21 protein-coding genes are annotated in these 21,791 nt (G+C 41.6%); 15 read left to right on the plus strand and 6 right to left on the minus strand.

Translation table 11 applies throughout. The features are described from left to right. Nucleotides 1-13: 13 nt before the first annotated feature. Nucleotides 14-433: an HIT family protein gene (locus E0E32_RS09260; protein WP_066191933.1), complete on the minus strand. Its 420-nt coding sequence runs from the start codon at nt 431-433 to the stop codon at nt 14-16. Between the two features lie 250 nt (nt 434-683). Here E0E32_RS09260 and E0E32_RS09265 point away from each other — a divergent pair, with 250 nt between their 5' ends. Both E0E32_RS09265 and E0E32_RS09270 read left to right on the plus strand, forming a co-directional pair. Beyond that, nucleotides 684-1,430, plus strand: coding sequence for an ABC transporter ATP-binding protein (locus tag E0E32_RS09265; RefSeq protein ID WP_066191934.1), 747 nt, complete (start codon nt 684-686; stop codon nt 1,428-1,430). Next, entirely contained in the window at nt 1,423-2,631 is a 1,209-nt protein-coding gene (locus E0E32_RS09270; protein WP_066191937.1) for an ABC transporter permease, read from the plus strand. Before E0E32_RS09265 ends, E0E32_RS09270 begins: the two co-directional genes overlap by 8 nt. Nucleotides 2,632-2,668: 37 nt before the next feature. Here E0E32_RS09270 and E0E32_RS09275 read toward each other — a convergent pair whose 3' ends face one another. Then, entirely contained in the window at nt 2,669-3,832 is a 1,164-nt protein-coding gene (locus tag E0E32_RS09275; protein ID WP_130859654.1) for an amidohydrolase, read from the minus strand. Between the two features lie 327 nt (nt 3,833-4,159). Between E0E32_RS09275 and E0E32_RS09280 the strand changes: the two genes are divergently transcribed. Both E0E32_RS09280 and E0E32_RS09285 read left to right on the plus strand, forming a co-directional pair. Next, a complete protein-coding gene (locus tag E0E32_RS09280; protein WP_207302283.1) occupies nt 4,160-4,582 on the plus strand; it encodes a disulfide oxidoreductase in 423 nt (140 codons plus the stop codon). Nucleotide 4,583: 1 nt separating this feature from the next. Continuing rightward, nucleotides 4,584-5,063, plus strand: coding sequence for a thioredoxin family protein (locus tag E0E32_RS09285; RefSeq protein ID WP_286171855.1), 480 nt, complete (start codon nt 4,584-4,586; stop codon nt 5,061-5,063). Nucleotides 5,064-5,095: 32 nt separating this feature from the next. Here the strand turns inward: E0E32_RS09285 and E0E32_RS09290 are convergent, their stop codons facing one another. Next, on the minus strand, nt 5,096-5,569 hold the full coding sequence (locus E0E32_RS09290; protein ID WP_130859656.1) for an antibiotic biosynthesis monooxygenase: 474 nt from the start codon (nt 5,567-5,569) through the stop codon (nt 5,096-5,098). Nucleotides 5,570-6,466: 897 nt separating this feature from the next. Between E0E32_RS09290 and E0E32_RS09295 the strand changes: the two genes are divergently transcribed. From E0E32_RS09295 to E0E32_RS09325, 7 genes are all read left to right on the plus strand, one after another. After that, nucleotides 6,467-8,641, plus strand: coding sequence for a transglycosylase domain-containing protein (locus E0E32_RS09295; protein WP_235817524.1), 2,175 nt, complete (start codon nt 6,467-6,469; stop codon nt 8,639-8,641). A gap of 110 nt (nt 8,642-8,751) precedes the next feature. Then, a complete protein-coding gene (hemE, locus tag E0E32_RS09300) occupies nt 8,752-9,783 on the plus strand; it encodes a uroporphyrinogen decarboxylase (RefSeq protein WP_066191944.1) in 1,032 nt (343 codons plus the stop codon). A gap of 133 nt (nt 9,784-9,916) precedes the next feature. Further along, a complete protein-coding gene (gene hemH, locus E0E32_RS09305; RefSeq protein ID WP_130859657.1) occupies nt 9,917-10,852 on the plus strand; it encodes a ferrochelatase in 936 nt (311 codons plus the stop codon). Next, nucleotides 10,849-12,264 carry a protoporphyrinogen oxidase gene (gene hemY, locus E0E32_RS09310; protein ID WP_130859658.1) on the plus strand — a complete coding sequence of 472 codons (1,416 nt, stop codon included), beginning with the start codon at nt 10,849-10,851 and terminating at the stop codon, nt 12,262-12,264. The genes hemH and hemY overlap by 4 nt, the downstream gene beginning before the upstream one ends. Nucleotides 12,265-13,495: 1,231 nt before the next feature. After that, nucleotides 13,496-14,491, plus strand: coding sequence for a lipoate--protein ligase (gene lplA, locus E0E32_RS09315; RefSeq protein WP_066191951.1), 996 nt, complete (start codon nt 13,496-13,498; stop codon nt 14,489-14,491). A gap of 76 nt (nt 14,492-14,567) precedes the next feature. Further along, nucleotides 14,568-15,737: a M48 family metalloprotease gene (locus E0E32_RS09320; protein ID WP_066191953.1), complete on the plus strand. Its 1,170-nt coding sequence runs from the start codon at nt 14,568-14,570 to the stop codon at nt 15,735-15,737. 14 nt (nt 15,738-15,751) lie between these two features. Further along, nucleotides 15,752-16,696, plus strand: a complete 945-nt coding sequence (locus E0E32_RS09325; protein ID WP_130859659.1) for a hypothetical protein — start codon at nt 15,752-15,754, stop codon at nt 16,694-16,696. Here E0E32_RS09325 and E0E32_RS09330 read toward each other — a convergent pair. Next, complete coding sequence (locus E0E32_RS09330; protein ID WP_130859660.1) at nt 16,693-16,986, minus strand: TIGR04104 family putative zinc finger protein; 294 nt, start codon at nt 16,984-16,986, stop codon at nt 16,693-16,695. The two genes, E0E32_RS09325 and E0E32_RS09330, sit on opposite strands and share 4 nt — an antisense overlap. A gap of 99 nt (nt 16,987-17,085) precedes the next feature. On the opposite strand from E0E32_RS09330, the gene E0E32_RS09335 reads away from it, so the two are divergent. The 4 genes from E0E32_RS09335 to E0E32_RS09350 all read left to right on the plus strand — a co-directional run bounded on the left by E0E32_RS09335 (nt 17,086) and on the right by E0E32_RS09350 (nt 20,018). Beyond that, nucleotides 17,086-17,664, plus strand: coding sequence for a chloramphenicol phosphotransferase CPT family protein (locus E0E32_RS09335; RefSeq protein WP_066191961.1), 579 nt, complete (start codon nt 17,086-17,088; stop codon nt 17,662-17,664). Between the two features lie 78 nt (nt 17,665-17,742). Beyond that, a complete protein-coding gene (locus E0E32_RS09340; protein WP_130859661.1) occupies nt 17,743-18,534 on the plus strand; it encodes a carbon-nitrogen family hydrolase in 792 nt (263 codons plus the stop codon). Between the two features lie 5 nt (nt 18,535-18,539). Further along, nucleotides 18,540-19,712: a pyridoxal phosphate-dependent aminotransferase gene (locus E0E32_RS09345; protein WP_130859662.1), complete on the plus strand. Its 1,173-nt coding sequence runs from the start codon at nt 18,540-18,542 to the stop codon at nt 19,710-19,712. Between the two features lie 18 nt (nt 19,713-19,730). Beyond that, complete coding sequence (locus E0E32_RS09350) at nt 19,731-20,018, plus strand: hypothetical protein (protein WP_066191967.1); 288 nt, start codon at nt 19,731-19,733, stop codon at nt 20,016-20,018. Between the two features lie 30 nt (nt 20,019-20,048). Here the strand turns inward: E0E32_RS09350 and E0E32_RS09355 are convergent, their stop codons facing one another. Both E0E32_RS09355 and E0E32_RS09360 read right to left on the minus strand, forming a co-directional pair. Then, nucleotides 20,049-20,954, minus strand: coding sequence for a sensor domain-containing diguanylate cyclase (locus tag E0E32_RS09355; RefSeq protein WP_165445005.1), 906 nt, complete (start codon nt 20,952-20,954; stop codon nt 20,049-20,051). A 357-nt stretch (nt 20,955-21,311) separates the two neighbouring features. Then, the gene (locus E0E32_RS09360) at nt 21,312-21,764 is read right to left on the minus strand and encodes a DUF2269 family protein (protein ID WP_286171856.1); all 453 of its coding nucleotides are present in this window, start codon (nt 21,762-21,764) and stop codon (nt 21,312-21,314) included. Nucleotides 21,765-21,791: the final 27 nt, after the last annotated feature.

Consider the following 21,791-nt stretch of genomic DNA (forward strand, 5'->3'; position numbering starts at 1 on the left):
TTATTTTTGAATTTTACAGATTTGTTGTAATGGCAGAAGCTAATTCTTCTAAATCAAATTGCTCTTCGTGTGTTACCCATTTGGGTTGATAACCATCATTGGCATCGTATCGCGGGATCAAATGAATATGCAGGTGAAAGACCGATTGTCCGGCATATTCCCCATTATTATTAAGGATATTAATCCCGGCTGGTTGGAATGCTTGCTTTAACGCATTGGCAATCTTCGGCACTCGTGAAAATAACGCTGCTGCAGTGGCTTCATCTGTTTGATAAATGTTTTCGATATGTGTCTTAGGTATAACAAGTGTATGTCCTTTGGTCACTTGACTAATATCAAGAAAGGCATAGACATCATCATCCTCATACACTTTGGCGGACGGGATTTCTCCAGCTATGATTTTGCAAAAAATACAGTCAGCATGTGCTGTCATTATGATCGCTCCTTTTGTTCGTATATTGTGGATTGGGAAGGATTGGCTAGCAACCGTTAAGAAACAGCTCCTTTTTGTTTGTTTTCCTATTCCATTCTATTATACATGATTTGAACGCTGAATAAAAAGTAAACCACTAAAACTTTTCCATTCCTATAGTGAATCATGTCTATCCACACTATTATTTGGTATAATGAGTGAAAATGAACCATATAGAATAAAAAGAGCACAAATGAAAGGGATGTAAGCGATGGAACCTTTATTACATATTAAAGACTTGAAGGGTGGTTATACCCATCGAGATGTGTTACATGGTATTTCCTTTGATGTACACCCAAATGAGGTGGTCGGCATGATTGGACTAAATGGGGCAGGGAAAAGTACCACGATTAAGCATATTATTGGTCTGATGCAAGCGAAAGAGGGGACGGTATCGATAAAAGGGAAAACCTATCAGGAAACACCGGATAGTTACCGTCAGCACTTTTCCTATATTCCGGAAATGCCCGTGCTATATGATGAGTTGACCTTAGAAGAACATCTAAGGCTGACGGCGATGGCCTATAACTTGTCGGAAGAGGTGTATCAAGAGCGTGTAACCCCTTTATTAAAAGAATTTCGTTTGGAGAAGAAAATGAAATGGTTTCCGATTCATTTTTCGAAGGGGATGCGACAAAAGGTGATGATTATGTGTGCCTTTTTAGTAGAACCAGCCTTGTATATTGTGGACGAGCCATTTGTTGGATTAGATCCGATCGGGATTCAGTCGTATCTGCAATTAATGAATCAAATGAAAGAGCAGGGGGCAGGGGTGTTAATGTCGACCCACATCCTGGCAACGGCTGAGCGTTATTGTGATCGGTTTGTGATTATCCATGATGGATTGATCCGTGCTTATGGTTCGTTAGATGAGTTGCGAGAAACGTTTGACCGCCCGCAGGCAACCTTGGATGATCTCTATATCCAACTGACGAAAGAGGCGGATTCCTATGCTTAATACCCGTCAGATGTTTGCGGAGCGGCTCTCTGCTCATTCTAAGGAATTAAGTAGATATTTACGCTATATCGTTACCGGGCATATCGTGATTGCTATGGTATTTATTGTGGGGGCAATGTCGGTATATTATCAGCAATTTTTAGAGGATATACCTGACTATTTTCCTTCTGGATGGGTGATTGCAGTTGTACTAGGACTGTCTGTGATGTACAGCCCGATTCAATTATTATTAAAAAGGGCAGATATCGTGTTTTTGATTCCGGCCGAACACCGTCTGCATGGTTATTTTCGCCGGGCGTTGGTATATAGTTTTTTTTCTCAGCTTTATTGGTTTGTAGCAGCGATTATTGCTGTGGCCCCTTTATATATTGAGGTCTTCCCAGATAGTTCATTTTTGTGGTTGTTTATCGTGCTCTTGATTGTGAAGGCATGGAGTCTGATGGCCAATTGGTGGATGCTGCGGGTGCGAGATCGTCAGCTGCGAAGGATAGATAAACTGGTTCGCGCCGCCTTGATTATTACGCTAGTCTATTTTTATGTGGTACAGGAGCCCCTTTTCTTATGTATAGTTACGGCGTTGCTAGCTCTTTTGTATGGTGCCAATTTTATGGTTGGCAGGAGAAATCCAGGCTTAAATTGGGATCTGTTGATTGAGAATGATTACCGTAGAATGCGCCGATTTTATCGGTTAGCCAATATGTTCACAGATGTACCACATATGGAAACAGAGATTAAGAAACGACACTGGCTGGTCCGTTTATTAACGAGTCGTTTTCCATTCAAACAATCGGCCGCTTACCCTTATTTGTATCGGATTACAACCGTAAGAAGCGGGGAGTATCTGGGCATTTATCTACGTTTACTGGTTATTGGTGGTTTGCTGATTTATTTTGTACCTAATCAATGGCTCAAACTTATTTTTGCCTTGTTATTTGTTTATATGATCTTTTTACAGATTGTTCCATTGTGGAAACACCATGTCACCATTGTCTGGTTGGATCTTTATCCGATTCCGTTTCAAGAAAGAAGGCAGGCATTTCTATCTTGGATGCAGCAAATGACAGCGTCAGCGGCAGTGGTTTTTATACTCTTGTTATTGGTGATGGGCCAATGGCTTGCTGCGCTACTCATGCTAGTGCTATCCCTGCTTTTTGTCTGGCAGCTGGTACCGGTGTACCTTCAGAAGAAAATAGAAACATGACGAAAAGCTGTCCTTTCGGTTAGGACAGCTTTTTCAACTATTGCTCCTCCAAAGTAACCGCCACAAGCGTCTTGGCGGCAATCAGCATTGCCCGCTCATCAAAATCAAACATCGGATGATGATGCGGTACAAAACCATTGTTGATTTGCGCCCCAGTAAAGAAGAAGGCGCCAGGTTTGTGTTGTAAATAATAGGAGAAATCTTCGCCGGTCATGCTTGGGCTAACCATTTCTACCTTTTCCACACTTTTGACATGTTGAGCGGCTGCGATGACCTTCTCCGCATTTGCTGCGTGATTCACAACGGGGGGATAACCATACAGATAGTCATAATCATACGCTATTTCATGCGCCGTACACACCCCTTGTGTGATTTTGCCAATTTCTTCGCGGATAAATTGCTGTATATCTGGATTAAAGGTGCGCACGGTACCTTCTATTGTTGCGGTGCTAGGAATCACGTTGTAGGCATTGCCTGCATGGAATTTCCCAATTGAAAGTACGGCCGTTTCCAGTGGATCAATCCGTCGGCTGACGATCTGTTGCAGCTGGGTGACCAAATCAGAAGCAGCTACAATCGGATCTTTCGTTTGGTGCGGAATGGCCCCATGGCCGCCTGTTCCCTTGATATCAATAATAAATCGATCGGCTGCCGCCATAAAATTACCTCGAGCACTTTCCACCACGCCATAAGGGGTACTCGTCCATAAATGGGTGCCGTAGACGACATCGACATTATCCAACAGTCCTGATTCGATCATCGGTTTAGCACCACCTGGAGCAAGTTCTTCCGCATGCTGGTGAATAAAAACAACATTACCTGGCAGTTCATGCTGATGCTGTTTAAGAACCTTGGCTATCGCTAACAAAGTGGCAGTATGTCCATCATGTCCACAGGCGTGCATCACATTGGCATGCTTGGATTTATAGGCAACCTCTTTCTCATCTTGAATCGGCAAAGCATCGAAATCCGCACGTAATGCCACGGTTTTGCCGGGTTTCTTTCCTGCTAATGTAGCAATTACCCCATTGCCGCCCACATTGGCTCGATAAGGAATATCTAATAGCTGGTACTGTTCCTGGATAAAAGCGGATGTCTTTGTTTCGTGAAAAGATAATTCGGGATATTGATGTAAAAAGCGCCTTGTTTTGACCATCTCATCAAATAAAGCATCTAGTTCGGCAAAAAGTATATCTCTCATTTCATCACCTCATAGTGGGTAGTTTCGTTTATCATTTCGTAACCTGTCTGTTAGCTGGAAATCTTCTTCTAGTATAACATATTTGCTGTTAGGGGGGATGTCTGTATAGAGATAAAAAATAGTTGGCTAGAAGTAGAGTAACTGTTAACAACAATTATGGAGGGCGAACAATCACTGTTTAACCCGTTTATGAAAGAATGAATCTACTAACTATCTTTACTTTACATGATAAAGGAATTCCCATATGATTAGAATTGAAAAAAGTGCGTTCTGATTGTGTTTCCTACCAAGGAATGTATAATGATGAGGAAAGGGGATATGCAGAAGATGAACAAGCGACAGGAGACATTCCTTTTTGTCATATGGGCACAAAGTGTCGTGGCGACATTAGGAAGTCTATTTTATTCGGAGATCATGAAGTTTGTACCATGTGAACTATGCTGGTATCAACGAATTCTTATGTATCCACTCGTTATTATTTATGGTTATGCCTTATATAAAAAGGACATCCGCTATGCCTTTCCAGGGTTAATCTTAAGTACAATTGGCGTGTTTGTGTCTACGTATCATTACCTTATTCAAAAAGTACCCAGTATGCAAGAAGCAGGGGGGGCATGTGGTGTGATCCCATGCAATACGACTTATGTCAACTTTTTTGGATTTGCAACGATTCCATTCCAGGCAATGATCGCCTTCCTCGTTATTACGGTGATTCACATCATTGTCATTGTTCAGCAAAGGAGAGCTTAAAGTGAAGAAAATGATTGTGTTTGTATTAATACTGGTGGTTATCTTTGCCGCTTTAATATTTGTGGTTAACTATCAGCAATCGCAACAGCTTGATGGGGTGGACAACCCCTATAATAAAACAGATTTACATCAGGAGACGATTGAACAGTTAGATAATGAACATTATCAAAATCAAATCCTGCCAGAAGACTTGGCTAACCGCTTAGAAAGTGGAGAAGATGTTACCGTCTATTTTTACAGTCCTACTTGTGTCCATTGTCAGCGTGTTACCCCAACTGTAGCACCAATGGCAGAAGATATGGGAGTCGATTTAGTGAAAATAAATTTATTAGAATTTGACAACGCTTGGGATCAATTCCAAATTCAATCAACACCTACCATGATCCATTACAGCGGCGGGGAAGAATCGGCACGCCTTGTAGGAGAGCAGTCAGAGGAAACATTTGAGTCATTTTTTGAACAAGAAGTACTTGGTGAGTAAAGAGGAGAAGACTAATTATGCAAATGGCATAACTAGTCTTCTTCTTTTTCACCTACATGGAAGGTTTCACTGTAGGCAGCCCCTTTGATGTAATCACTGTTTGTTTCATGAGGTAATGTGGTACCAGATTTCCACAATTGATGATCGACAGCCTCTTGCCATTCCAGCAATAAGATATAGGTATTGCCGTGCTGCGGGCGTAACAAGCGAGCGGCGATCGTACGGTTTGCTTGCTGGACGATTTTTTTATACTCCATTTCAAAAATGGGACGGCCTTCTTCTGTTGTTGGAATAAAGATAAGAACTGCATATCCGGATTCAGTTAGGTTGCCGTTGGTTGCGATAACGTGATAATCACGGCTTGTGCTAAAGGCTGATGGCTGGTCATCCTCATAGTAAGCTACCGTTTTGACCTCATTATGCATGATGAGAAAAGGGGTGATCGCCTGTTTTTCTTTTATTTTCTCCAAGTATTCCAAGGTTCCGTTCGTCATATAACCATTCATGTCTTTTCACTCCTCTTATCATTATGTTACCTATCATAACTTGATCTATATTATTCGTCCATTCCAAGCGTTCTATGATAAAATAATGTTGTTGTCTTTTTTTAGGCAAGGTGAATGATAGGTAGCCTGTTATAGTATTTAGGGCTGTGTTGCATTTGAAATTGGACAGAAGTTATGAGATAACGTCAAAATAGCAAAACGACATAAGATCGATTATGTAAAGTAGTCATTTTCCCATGCAGTGAGTTTGTCAGTTTTTTCTGAGCAAGGCAAGCGCTCCGGGAATATGCTTCGCTTTCCATGGGGACGGCTTCAGCTAACTAAAAAGAAAAACACTTTTTAGTGGATCTTCAGCTCGTCCTGTTCCCATAGGAGTCTCCGCATATTCCCTCCGCTAGGTAACAGTGCTACAATTTTTATCACTGCAGGGCTTAGAGGTTCTACGTATATGAACTGTGATTAATTAGGGAGATTACATCATAAATATGAAGTATTCTATTAGTCTGCACCACCGTATTACTATTTCCTAAGATAAGTCCCAAGAACACATTCCAAATTTGGATTTGGTTGCACGAAGAACTATTTCCTCCATCTCTCCAAATGATTGCATGGACTATTTTACATAGTCGATCTTATCGGCAGCTTGATTACTGGTAATAAGGACGAAAAATAGGAATCATCATATGTCTCTATCACCATGATTCCATGAAAAGTTGCTGTATTTGGAATCTTAGCTTAGCAGCGAAGAACGAAGTCCATCGCTTGTTTTTTTGAAATCAGTCAAGATAAATGCTATATACAACACGATGGATGTCAAACATTTGTCTTAAAATACGATTTCGATAAATGGTTTTGCAGGTAACAACATATCCTAAGGAAAGAAGGTGGTGAACAAGCTTGAAAAATAATAACATCAAAGAATATTGGCTGGCCTTTATAAAGAAAATCAAACCATATAAATGGATTGTCTTGATTGCTTCTTCCATGTTCCTGATTGCCTTGTTAGGTTATTTGTTTATTGTATTCGGCGGACGATTTGTATTCGACGAAAAGGCTGTTATTTTACCAACAACCTCTCGCGTTGTCGCAGAAGATGGGACACTATTAGGTAAACTATATACGGAGAATAGAGATTACGCCACATTGGAACAAATACCTGATCATGTGGAAAAGGCCTTTCTGGCGGTAGAAGATCAAGATTTTTATCAACATGCAGGAATTTCACTGCCTGCCGTAGCACGGGCGGTTTATCGCGATGTGATCACCATGAGTAAAGCAGAAGGTGGCAGCACGATTACACAGCAATTAGCCAAGAACTTATTCCTGCAAAATGACAAGTCATGGATGAGAAAAACCAAAGAAGTGATGGCTTCTGTTTATTTAGAACGGAATTATACGAAATCTGATATTTTAGAATTATATTTAAACGAGATTTATTTAGCACATGGCATTTACGGAATAGGAACAGCGGCTGATTACTTTTTTAACAAGCCAATTGCTGATTTGACTATCGATGAAGGGGCGTTACTTGCAGCGATGGTGAAGGCGCCCAATAGCTATTCGCCGCATCATGATATCGAGGAGGCCAAACAGCGCAGAGATTTGGTATTGCAGCAGCTGGCTAATGAAGGGGAAATTTCAACGGAAGAGCTTTTGGAATTACAGGCCAAGGAAATAAAAGTGGCAGACCAGCCGGAGGAACGGGAACCATGGCTGGATGATTATTTTGCCTATGTGTTAGAAGAAGCAGAACAAGCATATGATTTAAGTAGAGAGGCATTAAAGCGCGGAGGTTACACGATCGAAGTAAATATAGACCTAGAGATGCAGCAAGTGGCTTATCAGCAAATGCAGGATGATCAATTTTTCTCTGGATCAAATCAAAACATGTCGAGCAGTTTTGTATTAATGGATCAAGAGACAGGGGCATTAAAGGTGTTGCTCGCAAATCGCTCCTTTCAGTTAGGGGATACCAATCATTTACTCACACCTAAACAGCCAGGATCGGTAATCAAGCCTTTAGCTGTATATGGCCCAGCCTTGGAACAAGGAAGTTACCAGCCGTATGACCTTCTGCCTGATCGAGACATTGACTATGATGGTTATCATGTTAATAATGCCGATGGACAATACCAAGGAGAAGTTACCATGTATCAAGCTTTGCTTCAGTCAAGAAATGCACCAGCTGTATGGTTATTGGATCAAATTGGTATCGACTACAGTAAATCCAGCTTAGAAAAAATGGATATATCATTAGAGGACAATGGATTAGCGATGGCTTTAGGTGGCTTAAAAAAAGGCTTAACACCGATTCAGATTACCGAGGCTTATCGCACGTTTATTCACCAGGGAGAATGGCAACAATCAAAAAGTATTCAAAAGATTTATAAACAACAGGGCGAGGAACTAAAGAGCAGTGAACAAAAGCGAGCGCAAGTATTTCAACCACAGAATGCCTGGAATATACTTCGAATGATGGAGGCGGTTATCACCGAAGGTACAGGAACTGCCGGTGAATATAATAAAGCACTCGCGGGTAAAACGGGCTCTACCCAACATCCGGAAGTACCTGGAGAAGTGAAGGATGCTTGGTTTGCCGGGGTAACACCTGATTATGTATCTGCTGCTTGGATCGGTTATGACAAGGCGACCGAGGATAACTATTTAACAACTGGTTCCGAAGCAGCTGTTCGCTTAACGAAAGCCATCCTGACAGAAATCGATAAACGCACTTCGTTGGCGGAAAGTTTCGAAGTGCCAGCAGATGTAGAAGACCTTCCTGAACCGATTGAAAACCTGCCAGTGATTGATGACCTGCAGGTGAATCTGAAATTTGGTGGCTTTTCGATCATACAGGGGAATTTAAGCTGGACAACAGGTGACGATGACCGCATTGTCTATCGCATTTATCAACGGGATGGTGAGGGTGATCAGCTGCTTGGTGAGATAGAAGGACAAGGCGATTACACGATTCAATTACTCTCTCTTATTCAGACAAAAGAATATTATATTGTACCTTATAACCCATTAACGAAGCAGACTGGTGAACCGTCGAACATTGCAGGTTTTTAGTTTTAATAGACAACACTGATTCGTACAAATTAATGAACATTTTAAAAAACACTATACAGAAACGCTCAAACCTTCTATAGTGAAATGGAAAGAAAAAAAGGGTGAAACGAATGACGACATTTAATGATACGATTTTAAAGGCGTTTCGTGGAGAAGCGACCGACTACACTCCTGTTTGGTATATGCGGCAGGCAGGGAGATCACAAAAAGAATATCGAAAATTAAAGGAAAAGTATTCCTTGTTTGAAATTACGCATCAGCCAGAACTCTGTGCTTATGTGACCAGGTTGCCCGTAGAGATGTATGATGTGGACGCTGCTGTACTTTATAAGGATATTATGTCCCCACTACCGGCAATAGGTGTCGATGTGGAAATCAAATCAGGGATTGGACCTGTGATTGACCAGCCGATCCAATCATTGCGTGATATTGAGAAATTAGGAACGATTGATGCAGAAAGTGACGTGCCTTACGTTTTAGACACAATTCGTCTGTTAACCAAAGAACAGTTGAATGTGCCTTTAATAGGTTTCAGCGGCGCCCCTTTTACACTGGCTAGTTACATGATTGAAGGCGGTCCGTCGAAGAATTACCACAAAACGAAAGGCATGATGTATAGTGACGAAAAGGCATGGTTTGCGTTAATGGATGTCTTGGCTGATATGACGATCAGCTATGTAAAGGCACAAGTTCATGCTGGTGCTCAGGCCATTCAAATTTTTGATTCATGGGTCGGGGCATTACATGCAGCCGATTATCGCAAGTATATCAAGCCGGTGATGCAGCGTATTTTTAGTGAATTACGTGAGCTCAAAGTTCCATTAATTATCTTTGGTGTAGGGGCGAGTCATTTAATCCACGAGTGGAATGAATTACCCGTTGATGTGATTGGTTTAGATTGGCGCTTGTCGATTAGTGAGGCTCGCCATCTAGGTATTACCAAGCCGCTACAAGGAAATTTGGATCCAGCCTTTTTGTTATCTGATTGGGAAATGGCAAAAGAAAAGGCGAAGCAGATTATTGATGAAGGAAAAGCACAACCAGCTCATATCTTTAACCTGGGCCACGGTGTTGTTCCTGAAGTGGATCCAGAACGTTTGAAGCAATTGACGGCTTTTATTCATGAATATTCACAAAGATAAAGGGAAATAGATATAGCAAGACTATGCTAGTTCACCTTAAGCGTTGATGGAATAAACAATAAAATAGCGACAACAATGACAATACATGATAAAAAGCATCTTAATGAATTTAGTAAGAAAGGAATGTTTCTTTATGGCAAAGAAAAAAGTAGGATTATTGGTGATGGCTTATGGCACACCTTATCAAGAAGCGGATATTGAACGATATTATACCGATATTCGCCATGGTCGTAAGCCGACGCAGGAGATGCTCGATGATTTAACGGAGCGATATCGAGCGATTGGCGGAATTTCTCCGCTTGCTCGAATTACGCGAGAACAAGCGAAGGCCATTGAACAATACGCCAATCAGATGCAAGATGAAGTAGAGTTCGTTCATTATTTGGGCTTAAAACATATTGAACCGTTTGTGGAAGACGCCGTTGAGCAAATGGCTAAGGATGGTATCACGGAGGCGGTTTCGCTTGTATTAGCACCACATTATTCTACTTTTAGTGTCAAATCTTATAATGGCCGAGCTCAGGAAGAAGCTAAGAAACACCATATTACGATCGAATCGATTGAGAGCTGGTATCTGGCAGATGGATTCATTGGCTACTGGGCAGATGTGATTAAACAAGAATATCAAAAGATTGAGGACAAGGATCGGGCTGTACTGATTGTATCCGCACATAGCTTACCAGAGAAAATTTTGCAAGATGGTGATCCTTATCCAAAACAATTGGAAGCGACAGCTGCACGCATTCAACAAGAGACAGGTATTGAACATGTAGAAATCGGCTGGCAAAGTGAAGGAAATACCCCAGATCCATGGTTGGGACCTGATGTTCAGGATTTAACAAGAGATTTATATGAGCAGAAAGGATATCGCTCTTTTATTTATGCTCCAGTTGGTTTTGTTGCCGACCACTTAGAAGTTCTTTATGATAATGACTATGAGTGTAAGAAGGTCTGTGATGATATCGGAGCTGCTTACTATCGTCCACCGATGCCCAATACCGCACCAGCATTTATTGATACGCTCGCTGAAATAGTCGTGTCTAAATCCAAAAGTGTTGCTACCTCATGAAAAAAATTACGATTATAGGCGGCGGAATAACTGGTTTAACGGCTGCTTACTATCTGGAGAAACAAATCAAAGAGGCACGACTAGACTATCGAGTGGAGCTATTGGAAGCGAGCCAAAAATTGGGCGGTAAGATTCAAACCGAACATCGGGAAGGTTTTACAATTGAACGAGGACCGGATTCCTTTTTAATTCGAAAACAATCGGCGGAAAGACTGGCACGTGATGTAGGAATAGGAGATAAACTTGTGAAGAATGGAACAGGAAAATCCTATATATTAGTGGGGGATAAGCTACATAGTATGCCTCAAGGGTCGCATATGGGCATACCAACACAGGTTAGGCCTTTCCTCCAATCGAGTCTGTTTAGCATGACAGGGAAATTACGGGCTTGTATGGATTTCGTCTTACCAAAAGGAGAAGCAGCAGCAGATCAATCGTTAGGAAAATTCTTTCGCCGTCGTCTTGGTGATGAAGCAGTGGAGAATTTGATTGAGCCATTGTTATCAGGGATTTATGCTGGGGATATTGACGATTTAAGCTTAATGGCTACTTTTCCAAATTTCTATCAGTTGGAACAAGAATATGGTAGTTTAATGAAAGGGTTGCGTAAGACGTTACCAGCACCATCCTCGACTCCTGGGAAAAAAGAAAGCAAATTCTACAGTATTCAAGGTGGATTAGAGACGTTTGTGCAGGCGATAGAGGCACAACTTTCCGAGGGTACTGTTCAAACGGGAAGCACCGTGGAAAGCATTGAGAGACAAGGGGAAGCCTATCAATTGCATATGAAAAAAGGTCCTGACAAGACATCTGATATTGTCCTGATCGCTACTCCTTATCCGGTGATGAAAAAAGTATTAAAGTCGTTTGATTTTGCGGATGAATTAACCAATATAAAAGCAACCTCTGTCGCTAATGTAGCCTTGGCTTTTGATCATTCTGCCATTAAAGAAGATATTGATGGTACGGGATTTGTCGTATCTCGAAATAGTAATTACCGTATCACGGCTTGTACATGGACGCATAAAAAATGGCCGGTAAACGTCGCTCCAGAAGGTAAGGCTTTGCTGCGCTGTTATGTTGGACGACCTGGTGATGAAGATATTGTTGATTTATCGGATGAGGCATTGGAAGAGATCGTTTTACATGATTTGAATAAGATTATGAATATCGAAGGGCAGCCGTTGTTTTCCATCGTATCACGCTGGAATGACGCGATGCCGCAATATGGTATTAACCATAAACAAATGGTCGAAGAACTAGAAGACCATTTGGCAGCGGATCTTCCTGGCGTGTTTGTAGCTGGAAGTCCTTATAAAGGGATTGGGCTTCCTGATTGTATAGACCAAGGAGAAGCTGCTGTACAGGATATCTTAGATTTTATGGCAACGGAGACAAAAGGAATTATCTAGCAAATTTATATCGATAAAATACAGAAAAGGGCGGGGAAGTATCCGCTCTTTTTTTATAAGCAAGGAAAGCATAAAATCCTTGGAATGATAGGTCTTGGAATGATTCTGACCTTGAACGAATGGTGGTACCGATAAGATAGATTATGTAAAGTAGTTTGCTTTCTCTAGTGGTGAGTTTGATCGTTTTATCTGTGCAAAGCAAGCGCTGCGGGAATATGCTACGCTTTCCATGGGGCCGGCTTCAGCTAACTAAAAAGAAGAGCACTTTTTAGTGGATCTTCAGCTCGTCCTGGTCCCATAGGAGTCTCCGCATATTCCCTCCGCTAAGTAAAAGTACAACAATGGTTGTTACTGCTAGAATGAAGGGTTCTAGGTGCCTAGACAGTATTGTAGCAAAAGGAGAAAATCGTCAACTTATTTTTCGGATATGTCATGGATCACGCTACAAAATAATTCTTTCATTTATAAAAACCATAATGTATGATCGAATCATTCTCTGAACAAGTTTATCTAGCATGATGATGGTGCCTAGAATCCTACATCCTAGCAGTCATTCGATTGTAGTGCTACTACCCAGAGGAACCTATTTTCGGAGCGCCATCTAGCACTGACAAACAATCAACTTTACCACATGGAATAATGGAACTAGATACTTTACATAATCTATCTTATCGGCAGTTCAGTGGCTACTTTGAGTGGTCGGTAAAGCGCCGGGCGGGGGTTGCTCGGATTTTCTTAGGTGAATATAGCTTTCCAGTGATAATGTTCTTAGGGATATGGAAACGTGTGAGACCATCTACTTTTATTATAAGATAAAAGGGATCAATGGTTGAAGCCTGGGACGTGATCATGAAAAGAGAATTGCCTCTCATGGCAACACAAAAAAGCAGCTAATAAATAGCTGCAGATGCGTGTCTTTCACCTATACCTCTTATGGATTGGATGGGAATGTACATCATCCTAGTGATGGGCAGGATAAAATGGGATGAAGACATCAAGGTATAAGGCAAAAGACAACACAAGTTAGCGGCAAATCATAGTAGCAACATCGCTATGATTATCATCCGCACAATGACACCATTTGACATGCAATCTATCAAACTGTGTTTTTTATTGTATTATAACAAAATGAAAAAATCAAACGTTTGTATTAGTACAATTTCAAATAAATTGAGTTATGATTCTACATCTTTTATACTAAATAAAGAAGGAATCGAAAGGAGATACTTAAATGAAATTTATTGATAATAAAGGAATTACCGATCCACAAGTTAATTTGGCTATAGAAGAATATGTGTTGAAGCATTTCGGTGAAGAGGATACGTATTTATTATTTTACATAAACGGTCCATCCATCATTATTGGGAAAAATCAAAACACGATTGAAGAAATTAACACCGATTATGTAGAAGCAGAAGGAATCAAAGTAGTGCGGCGTTTGTCTGGCGGTGGCGCAGTTTATCATGATGAAGGTAACTTAAATTTTAGTTTTATTACAAAAGACGACGGAGACAGCTTCCAAAATTTCGCCAAGTTTACTGAACCAGTGGTGGATGCTCTGCGTCAGCTTGGTGTCCCAGCGGAATTAAAAGGTCGTAATGACTTGGTCGCAGACGGTCGTAAAATTTCCGGAAATGCTCAATTTACCACGAAAGGACGTATGTTCAGTCATGGCACCTTGATGTATGATTCAGAAATAGAAAATGTGGTACGTTCCCTTAATGTCAAAACAGAAAAAATAAAATCAAAAGGGATTAAATCGATTCGCAGTCGGGTCGCCAATATCTCGGAATTTGTCGATGAAAAAATATCGGTGAAAGAGCTAAAAGAGCATATTTTACGATATATCTTTGAAGTGGAAAGCCTTGAAGAGGTCCCTCAATATGTATTGACAGAAGAAGATTGGGCTAATATCTATCAATTGTCGGAAGAGCGTTATCAAAAGTGGGAATGGAATTATGGTAAATCACCTGCCTTTAACCTGCAGCGCTCCCATAAATTCGATGGTGGTCTGGTCGATCTTCGCTTAGATGTTCAGAAAGGCATGATTGAGCAATGTACGATTTATGGTGATTTCTTTGGTGTTGGCGATGTGAAGGAGTTAGAATCGTTATTACAAGGAGTTCGTTATGAGCGTCAGGCGATTTCCGAGGCCGTTAAAGATATTGATATTTCTCATTATTTAGGTAAAATAAGTGAAGAAGAGTTTTTAAGTTTGATTTATTAGAAGGAATGGCCTCTTATCTTTGTTCGATAAGGGGCTATTGTTAATTTGCTCAAAATAAAGGTGCAGGAGACGTTTGATGAAAAAAATCATACTTGCTTACACGGTTTATGTCCTCCTTATTTTTGGTTATTTTTATTTCTTTTATCCGTTAGATTCCTTTGGGGACACTCGTTATGGTGCATTGGCCCATGCTTTTTTCTTTGCCATGTGGCCGCTGCAGCTCTTGTTGTTATATGTGTTGCAAACGAAAACAAAGATACTGCAAAGGCTGGACGACATGCCCTCTTTGTTCAGAAAAGCAATCCTCTTTACGACATTGTTAATGGTTTTGGATTACCTGCTCCATTTTCCTTTTCGCCTGGTGTGGTATTGGATTGGGATTCATGAAGGGGTACGAACGCAAACGATTTGGTCTTGGTTAACCGACAGTATATTAAATAGCCTGCTTTTTTGGTTTGCTCTCTCGCTGATTGTATGCGTGGTGCAGTGGATCATCAAGAAATGGCCGGCGTGGTGGGGAATGATCGTATGGGTATTGGCGATACCAGTGGTGCTTTTTATTACGTTTATCCAGCCGATTTGGATTGACCCGTTATTTGATGATTTTTCTCCATTGGAACAGGGAGAACTACGCATGGAAATAGAGGAATTATTGACGGAAGCGGACATCGCGGATGCGACCCTGTTAGTCGTCAACAAAAGCGAGAAAGTTTCTACCTATAATGCCTACGTGAATGGCATTTTTGACCATATGCGGATTGTCCTATGGGATACGACAGTAGCCGGTATGGAAACAGATGAGGTGCTTTATATTATGGCGCATGAGATTGCCCATTATTTATTCCATCATGTCTATTGGGGAGTAGGTTTATATTTGCTAGGCAGTCTGCTTATCTTACTCGCTTTGCAGCAATGGACTAAAAGGTGGCGAAAGACTTATACAATACCTGCCCTGGCCCGGCTTTTGACGATAACAGTTGTGATCTTGATGCTTGCCGGACCGATCGAGTTATCGGTTTCACGATTAATGGAAAAACAGGCAGACGCTTATGCGATTGAGCATACCGATAATCTGGAGCCTGCCTTGGCCAGTTACCAGCAGATGGCCGAACAGTCAAAGGCGGATATTCAGCCTGCTGAATGGATTGCGTTCTTTCGATCGAGCCACCCTTCCTTAGCGGATCGGATGGAAAGCGTACGAGAAGAAATGGATCAACGTGAAACAAAACAGAATAATGATTCGTAACAAAGAGAGAGGTGATGAATATGGATACACTTTATCAAAAAATAACGAAGGCACAGCAAGACAAACGAAAGCTGCAGCGGCTCCAGCAAGAACAAAAAAATCTCACGATTGAGTTAGATTCTTTGGAACAGCAACAAGCAGATTATCATGCCAAACTCCAAGAAGAGAAAGTAGATGTGGAGAAACTAGAATCCGTGAGCTTGACCAATCTATTTTATACATTGATTGGTCAAAAGGAAGATAAATTGGATCAAGAGAAGCAAGATGTTACCAAGGTTCAACTACAGTATCAAGAGGTGCGGGAGTCAGTTGCCGATTTGAAAGAGGATAGGCATCATGTGCAAAGCAAGATTTCGGAGCTAGGCGAGCCGGATTTGCGCTATCAGCAATTGTTAGATGAAAGATATCAGCATTTACTGGATATGGGCCATGAGACAGGTCAACAGGCCTTAACTATTTTGGAGAAACTGGGAGATATGAAGGATGAGCAAACGGAAATAGCGGAAGCCGTGGACGCAGGTATGAAGGTAAGGGAAAAGCTTGCAGAGACGCAGGAGGCCTTATCTAAGGCAAAGAATTGGGGAGCGGCCGATATGATTGGAGGCGGCGCCTTTACCACAGCGATAAAGCATGGTCATATCGATGATGCCAAGCAAGCTTCGCATGATGCACAGCGTTTGCTGCGGAAATTTTCTTATGAATTAAATGATATCGGGCAAAGCTTTCAAGCAGATATGAATATCTCAGGTGGGCTCACTTTTGCCGATTATTTTCTCGATGGATTAATTGTCGACTGGTTTGTCCAGGATAAAATTAATCAATCAGCGGAACAGGTAGATGAAATGTATGGACAAGTAGAACGTACCTTAACCCAACTGGATGAATTGAATCGAGAAATCAACCAGACGATCGCCGATGCGGATAAACAGTGGGAAGAGCTTGTGATTCATGCCCATTAATAGATTTTCTCATCCTCAGTAAGTGTCAGGGTAAAAGGATAGATCATGAGAACAATGAGAGCACTAATGATCAGATAACTGATTGCCCATCTAGCAGGCACATCAAACAAAAGCAGCACCAGAGCCATCGATGGAATGATCGATAAGAAGAAGCTGTATGTTCTTGTCTTTCTGGTGGGGAATTGTTTTTGATGACAAATTGGACAACATAAGCCGTGGTCAAAGGTCACCCAAGCCTTCATAGTCTGCTTCCAATTCCATTTGCTTTGGCACGAGGGACAGGTAGGCATGATGAGGCACTCCTTTTTCCTTATTTTATCAAGTATATGAAAAAAAGAACGAAAAGTCTAATGAAAATGCCGGAATGACGGCAAGTAGGAGGGGTCAATTTGTCGAGTGATGCGTATGGTCATATCGTGATTTTGAATGGACCGCCACGTTCGGGGAAGTCATCGATTGTAGAAGAAATACAAGCCACTTTTCCAGGGGTATGGCTTAATATTGGTGTGGATCATTATATGAAAATGATCCCTCAGCAATTTCAACCAGGCATCGGCTTGCGTCCTGGAGGCGAACGACCGGATTTGGAAGAGACTATTGTGCAAATGTATCAAGGGTTATATCAATCGATTGCTGCCCATAGCCGTCTCGGTTTGAATGTGGTGGTAGACGTTGGTCATCATGATTTTTATTCGCAAAAGCGTGACATCTTTTCATGTTGTCGGGCAATTTTGCAAGGGCTTCCTGTGTTGTTGGTAGGGATTCATTGCCCGATTGATATCATTATGAAGCGCAGGTTAGCTACATGGGGTGCTGGTTATCAAGAAGATGGGACGATCCCATTACCTGTACAGCGCTGGCAGCATGCAGTTCACGACGGACATTCGTATGATGTAGAGATCGATACTTCTGTGTCCAGTCCGGCGCAATCGGCAGCGTTGATTGAGGAAAAGCTTCGGTCTTTATAGTGGTAATCACGCTTTATTCGCGTAATGGCCGCCGATGCTTTACAATAAAGAAAAGAGACAAAAGTGGGGTGCAGGCAAATGAAATATGCCATTTATCAAATGGATGTGATGGTGGCAGATCCTTCAGCCAATCGAGCAAAAATAACAAAGTGGATTGAGGCACAAATGGTGCAAGACAATCCGGATGTACTGGTGCTTCCAGAAATGTGGAATACAGGTTATGCCTTGGATCAATTGGAAGAAATCGCTGACCAAAACGGAGAAATTACGATTCCATTTTTAAGCTCCATGGCTCGCGATTTTCAGGTGAATATTATAGGTGGATCGATTGCCAATCAAAAGGCGAAAGGTATCTATAATACAGCTTATGTCTTCAATCGAGCTGGTGAGCTTATCTATGAATATGACAAGATGCACCTTGTACCCATGTTGGATGAACCGATCTATTTGCAAGGTGGTGAACGCAAGGGACGGGTCTTTGCATTAGATGGTGTCAAGATGGGGCTGGCTATTTGTTATGACCTGCGTTTTCCAGAATTGTTAAGGGACTTGGCCTTACAAAAGGCGGAAGTGATTCATGTCGTGGCACAATGGCCGGCTGCGCGAAAAGATCACTGGCGTTATCTTCTGCATGCACGAGCAATCGAGAATCAATGTTTTATGATGGCAGCCAATAGCAGCGGCAGTTGTAATGACACCCAGTTTGCTGGTGATTCCTTGGTGATTAATCCAGCCGGTGTATTAGTAGAGAAAGGTGCCAGTGAAACAGAAGCTACGATCAAAGCAGCCATCGATCTGGAAGAAGTGGCAACTATGAGAAAAAATATTCCTGTGTTTGACAGCAGGGTACCTGAACTGTATGGAGAGTGAAGTAAATGATCGAGTTTGAATATGCAGCGGCATTAAAACGATTGCCGGAACAATTTTTTGCTCAATTAGTTAAAAAAACGCAAAACTTAATCCAACAAGGGCACGATGTCATTAATCTGGGACAAGGCAATCCCGATTTGCCTACACCCGATTTTATTGTGGAGGCTTTACAGCGGGCTGCCACTCATCGCAAATTTCATAAATATGCCCCTTTTCAAGGATTTCCCTTTTTAAAAGAAGCGATTGCCGATTTTTATCAGCGAGAATATGGGGTAGAGGTGGATCCGAAGACAGAGGTGGCCATTTTATTTGGTTCCAAGACAGGTTTGGTGGAAATAAGCCAATGCCTGTTAAACGCTGGTGATAAAGTGTTAGTTCCTGATCCTGGTTATCCTGATTATATGTCTGGTATTAGCTTAGCGGGTGCTGAAGCGGTTTATATGCCTCTAAAAGCGGAGAGACAATTTCTTCCGAATTATCAGCAAATGGCCGCCACTGATTTAGAGCAGGCCAAGCTAATGTTTTTGAATTACCCCAATAATCCTACGGCAGCTATTGCGACAAAAGCGTTTTTTGATGAAACGATCGAGGTAGCTAAGCGGCATCACATTTGTGTTGTCCATGACTTTGCTTACGGCTCGATTGGGTTTGAAGACAGCAAACCGCAAAGTTTCCTGCAATCAGAAGGTGCAAAAGAGGTTGGGGTGGAGATGTATACCCTTTCGAAGTCGTTTAATATGGCGGGATGGCGTGTTGCCTTTGCAATCGGTAACCCATCAGTAATCAAGGCATTGGAATTGATACAGGATCATTATTATGTCAGCCTTTTTGGTGCCATTCAGATGGCCGCTAAAGAGGCATTAGACCATGGTCAAACAGCCATGGAACAGTTGAATCGAACCTATCGGGAACGCAGGGATACCTTTTTACAGGCAGCTGAAGCGATAGGCTGGAAAGGTGGAACAGCTCAGGGCTCCTTTTTCGTATGGATGCCCGTGCCTAAAGGCTATGGCTCCGAAGCATTTGCTGACTTACTGCTGGAAGAAGCACATGTGGTTGTCGCACCTGGTAATGGTTTTGGTGAAACAGGTGAAGGGTTTGTGCGGATAGGTTTATTGGATGAACCCCACCGATTACAAGAAGCCTGTCAAAGAGTTGGGGCATTATCCGTGTTTTAAATAGAAAGGGAGTATACGATGGGGATTTTCTTTGAGAATGATAAACGCATCAAATATCCGAAGCCAAAAGCTTTGCTGGCGGTTCAATTAATCACTGCCATGGCCATGGTCGGTTTTTTAATCTATGGTATAATACAAGAATTTGATCCGATTTACGTAGGGTTAGCTAATCTGCTTCTTGTCGTGACGTTGATAATAGATAATATCTATTACTATCAAAAAACAAAAGTATGGGATAAAAAATCGTGGCTTGTTATCATTGTATTTGGACTGTTGGCTTTATCGCTATTGTTGTCTGCTTATTAATGGATAATGGCAAACAAGCCGATCTACCTGTTATCCACTCGGCATCATCGTGAATTTTCCCTTGCCTTGTTGTTTTGCTTGATAAAGCCCCTCATCTGCTATTTGCAATAATTTTTTTAATGACTGTTTATTTTGATAATGGACAATGCCAATACTGACTGATATATCGATAGCAGGTGAGAAATCACTCCATTCAGACAAGGAAGCAATGATGGCTTGGGCACAGGTACGAGAAAAAGACTCATTCGGTGACCCAGGCAGTATGATAATAAACTCATCCCCGCCCAAACGGAATAGCCTATCTTGCTCACGCAGGTTCTGCTCTAAGCGGCGGGTTACCTCGATTAAGATTTCGTTCCCAGCAGCATGTCCATAACAATCATTTACCTCTTTAAAACCATCTAAATCAATCGATAGCAAGGTACCTTTGATGGAGGCCTTTTCAAAATACTCGTGCAAATAACGACGGTTGTAGGTTTTGGTCAACATATCTTGTTTGGCTTGTTTTTCTAGTTCCATTAGATGGGCAAAGAGCCGCGAAAACTTTTCTAACACTTCCATCGTGTGATGATCAAATTGCCCGGGCTTGAGGTTGATGGCACATAATGATCCAAATAGGCTTCCATCTTGATAATAAATTGGCACGCCTGCATAAGAGCGGAATGCCAACTGTTTGGTGAATGGCAAGCTCTTGGTTTTGCGATTTGCTGCGGTATTTTTGATCATAACAGGTGCTTTCGTGATAAATACTTGATGACAGTATGTTTCTGATAAGGCAATCGGTTTATTTTCATAAGCTTTTAAGTTGGTATCACCCTGATCGAGAATGCGTAATAAGGTAAAAGTATCTCCGTCGATACGCCCGATATATAGCTGATTATCAGGCAGTGCATTGTTCACAAGTTCCAGCAAGTTATCCAAAGCATTTCCTTCCATAATAACCTCCAGGCTAAATAATAGGAGTTTAAGCGTGGTCATAAAGCATGATATACCCTTATTATAATAGACGAAACAACGGTAAACAATAACTATTCATGGACAAAATCATGCAGGTGCCAACATGAAAAGCGATTCTTTGACAATTTCTTTCGTTTTTAATGCGTTGGAAAGCCAACTTATAGCGAATCATATCTAATGAATAGGAGCTGCTACTATGGAGAAATCATCCCATAACTATAATAAAATGAAAAACTCCAAACTGATCGTGTTGATAGGGGATTGCCGCTTTGAATAGGCTTTTGATTTCTTATTATCTTATTATTTTGTGATGCAGAGTATGGGAAACATGTTGTATCAGAATGGCTTGAGTACCATCAACAGTATAATGACAAGCAAGAGCGCGTTGACAGCGTACTCGACTCGTAATAGTCTGTTCCTCAACTCATGATAATAAGCTGGCGTCTCCGTTAAGGTTTGATCCGCCAGCATCTGTCTGATGGGGGCAGAGATCTTTCGCAAAAGAGTAGCGCCTAAGATAAGCACGAGGAGATACAGGACAAGGCTCGTTAGATACCAGCCTTGTTGAAAAAGAGAAGGGGTTATAACACCTAACAGTAATCCAGACAACAATAATAGAGCTCCTCCGACTTGGATGAAATGATGCAGACGACGCTTGACCGTGAAGGCAAAACGAATATCTGTCATGGTATGGGCATGCTTCACGATGGTTGTCAGCACAAAACCTGGCCCAATCCCGATGATAGCCGATAAAATATGAATCAATATCAGGATGTTGTAGAACGTCATCATTAGGCCCTCCATTAGTAAAGTAAT

Source organism: Gracilibacillus phocaeensis (assembly GCF_900626275.1).
GTDB classification, from domain to species: domain Bacteria; phylum Bacillota; class Bacilli; order Bacillales; family Amphibacillaceae; genus Gracilibacillus; species Gracilibacillus timonensis.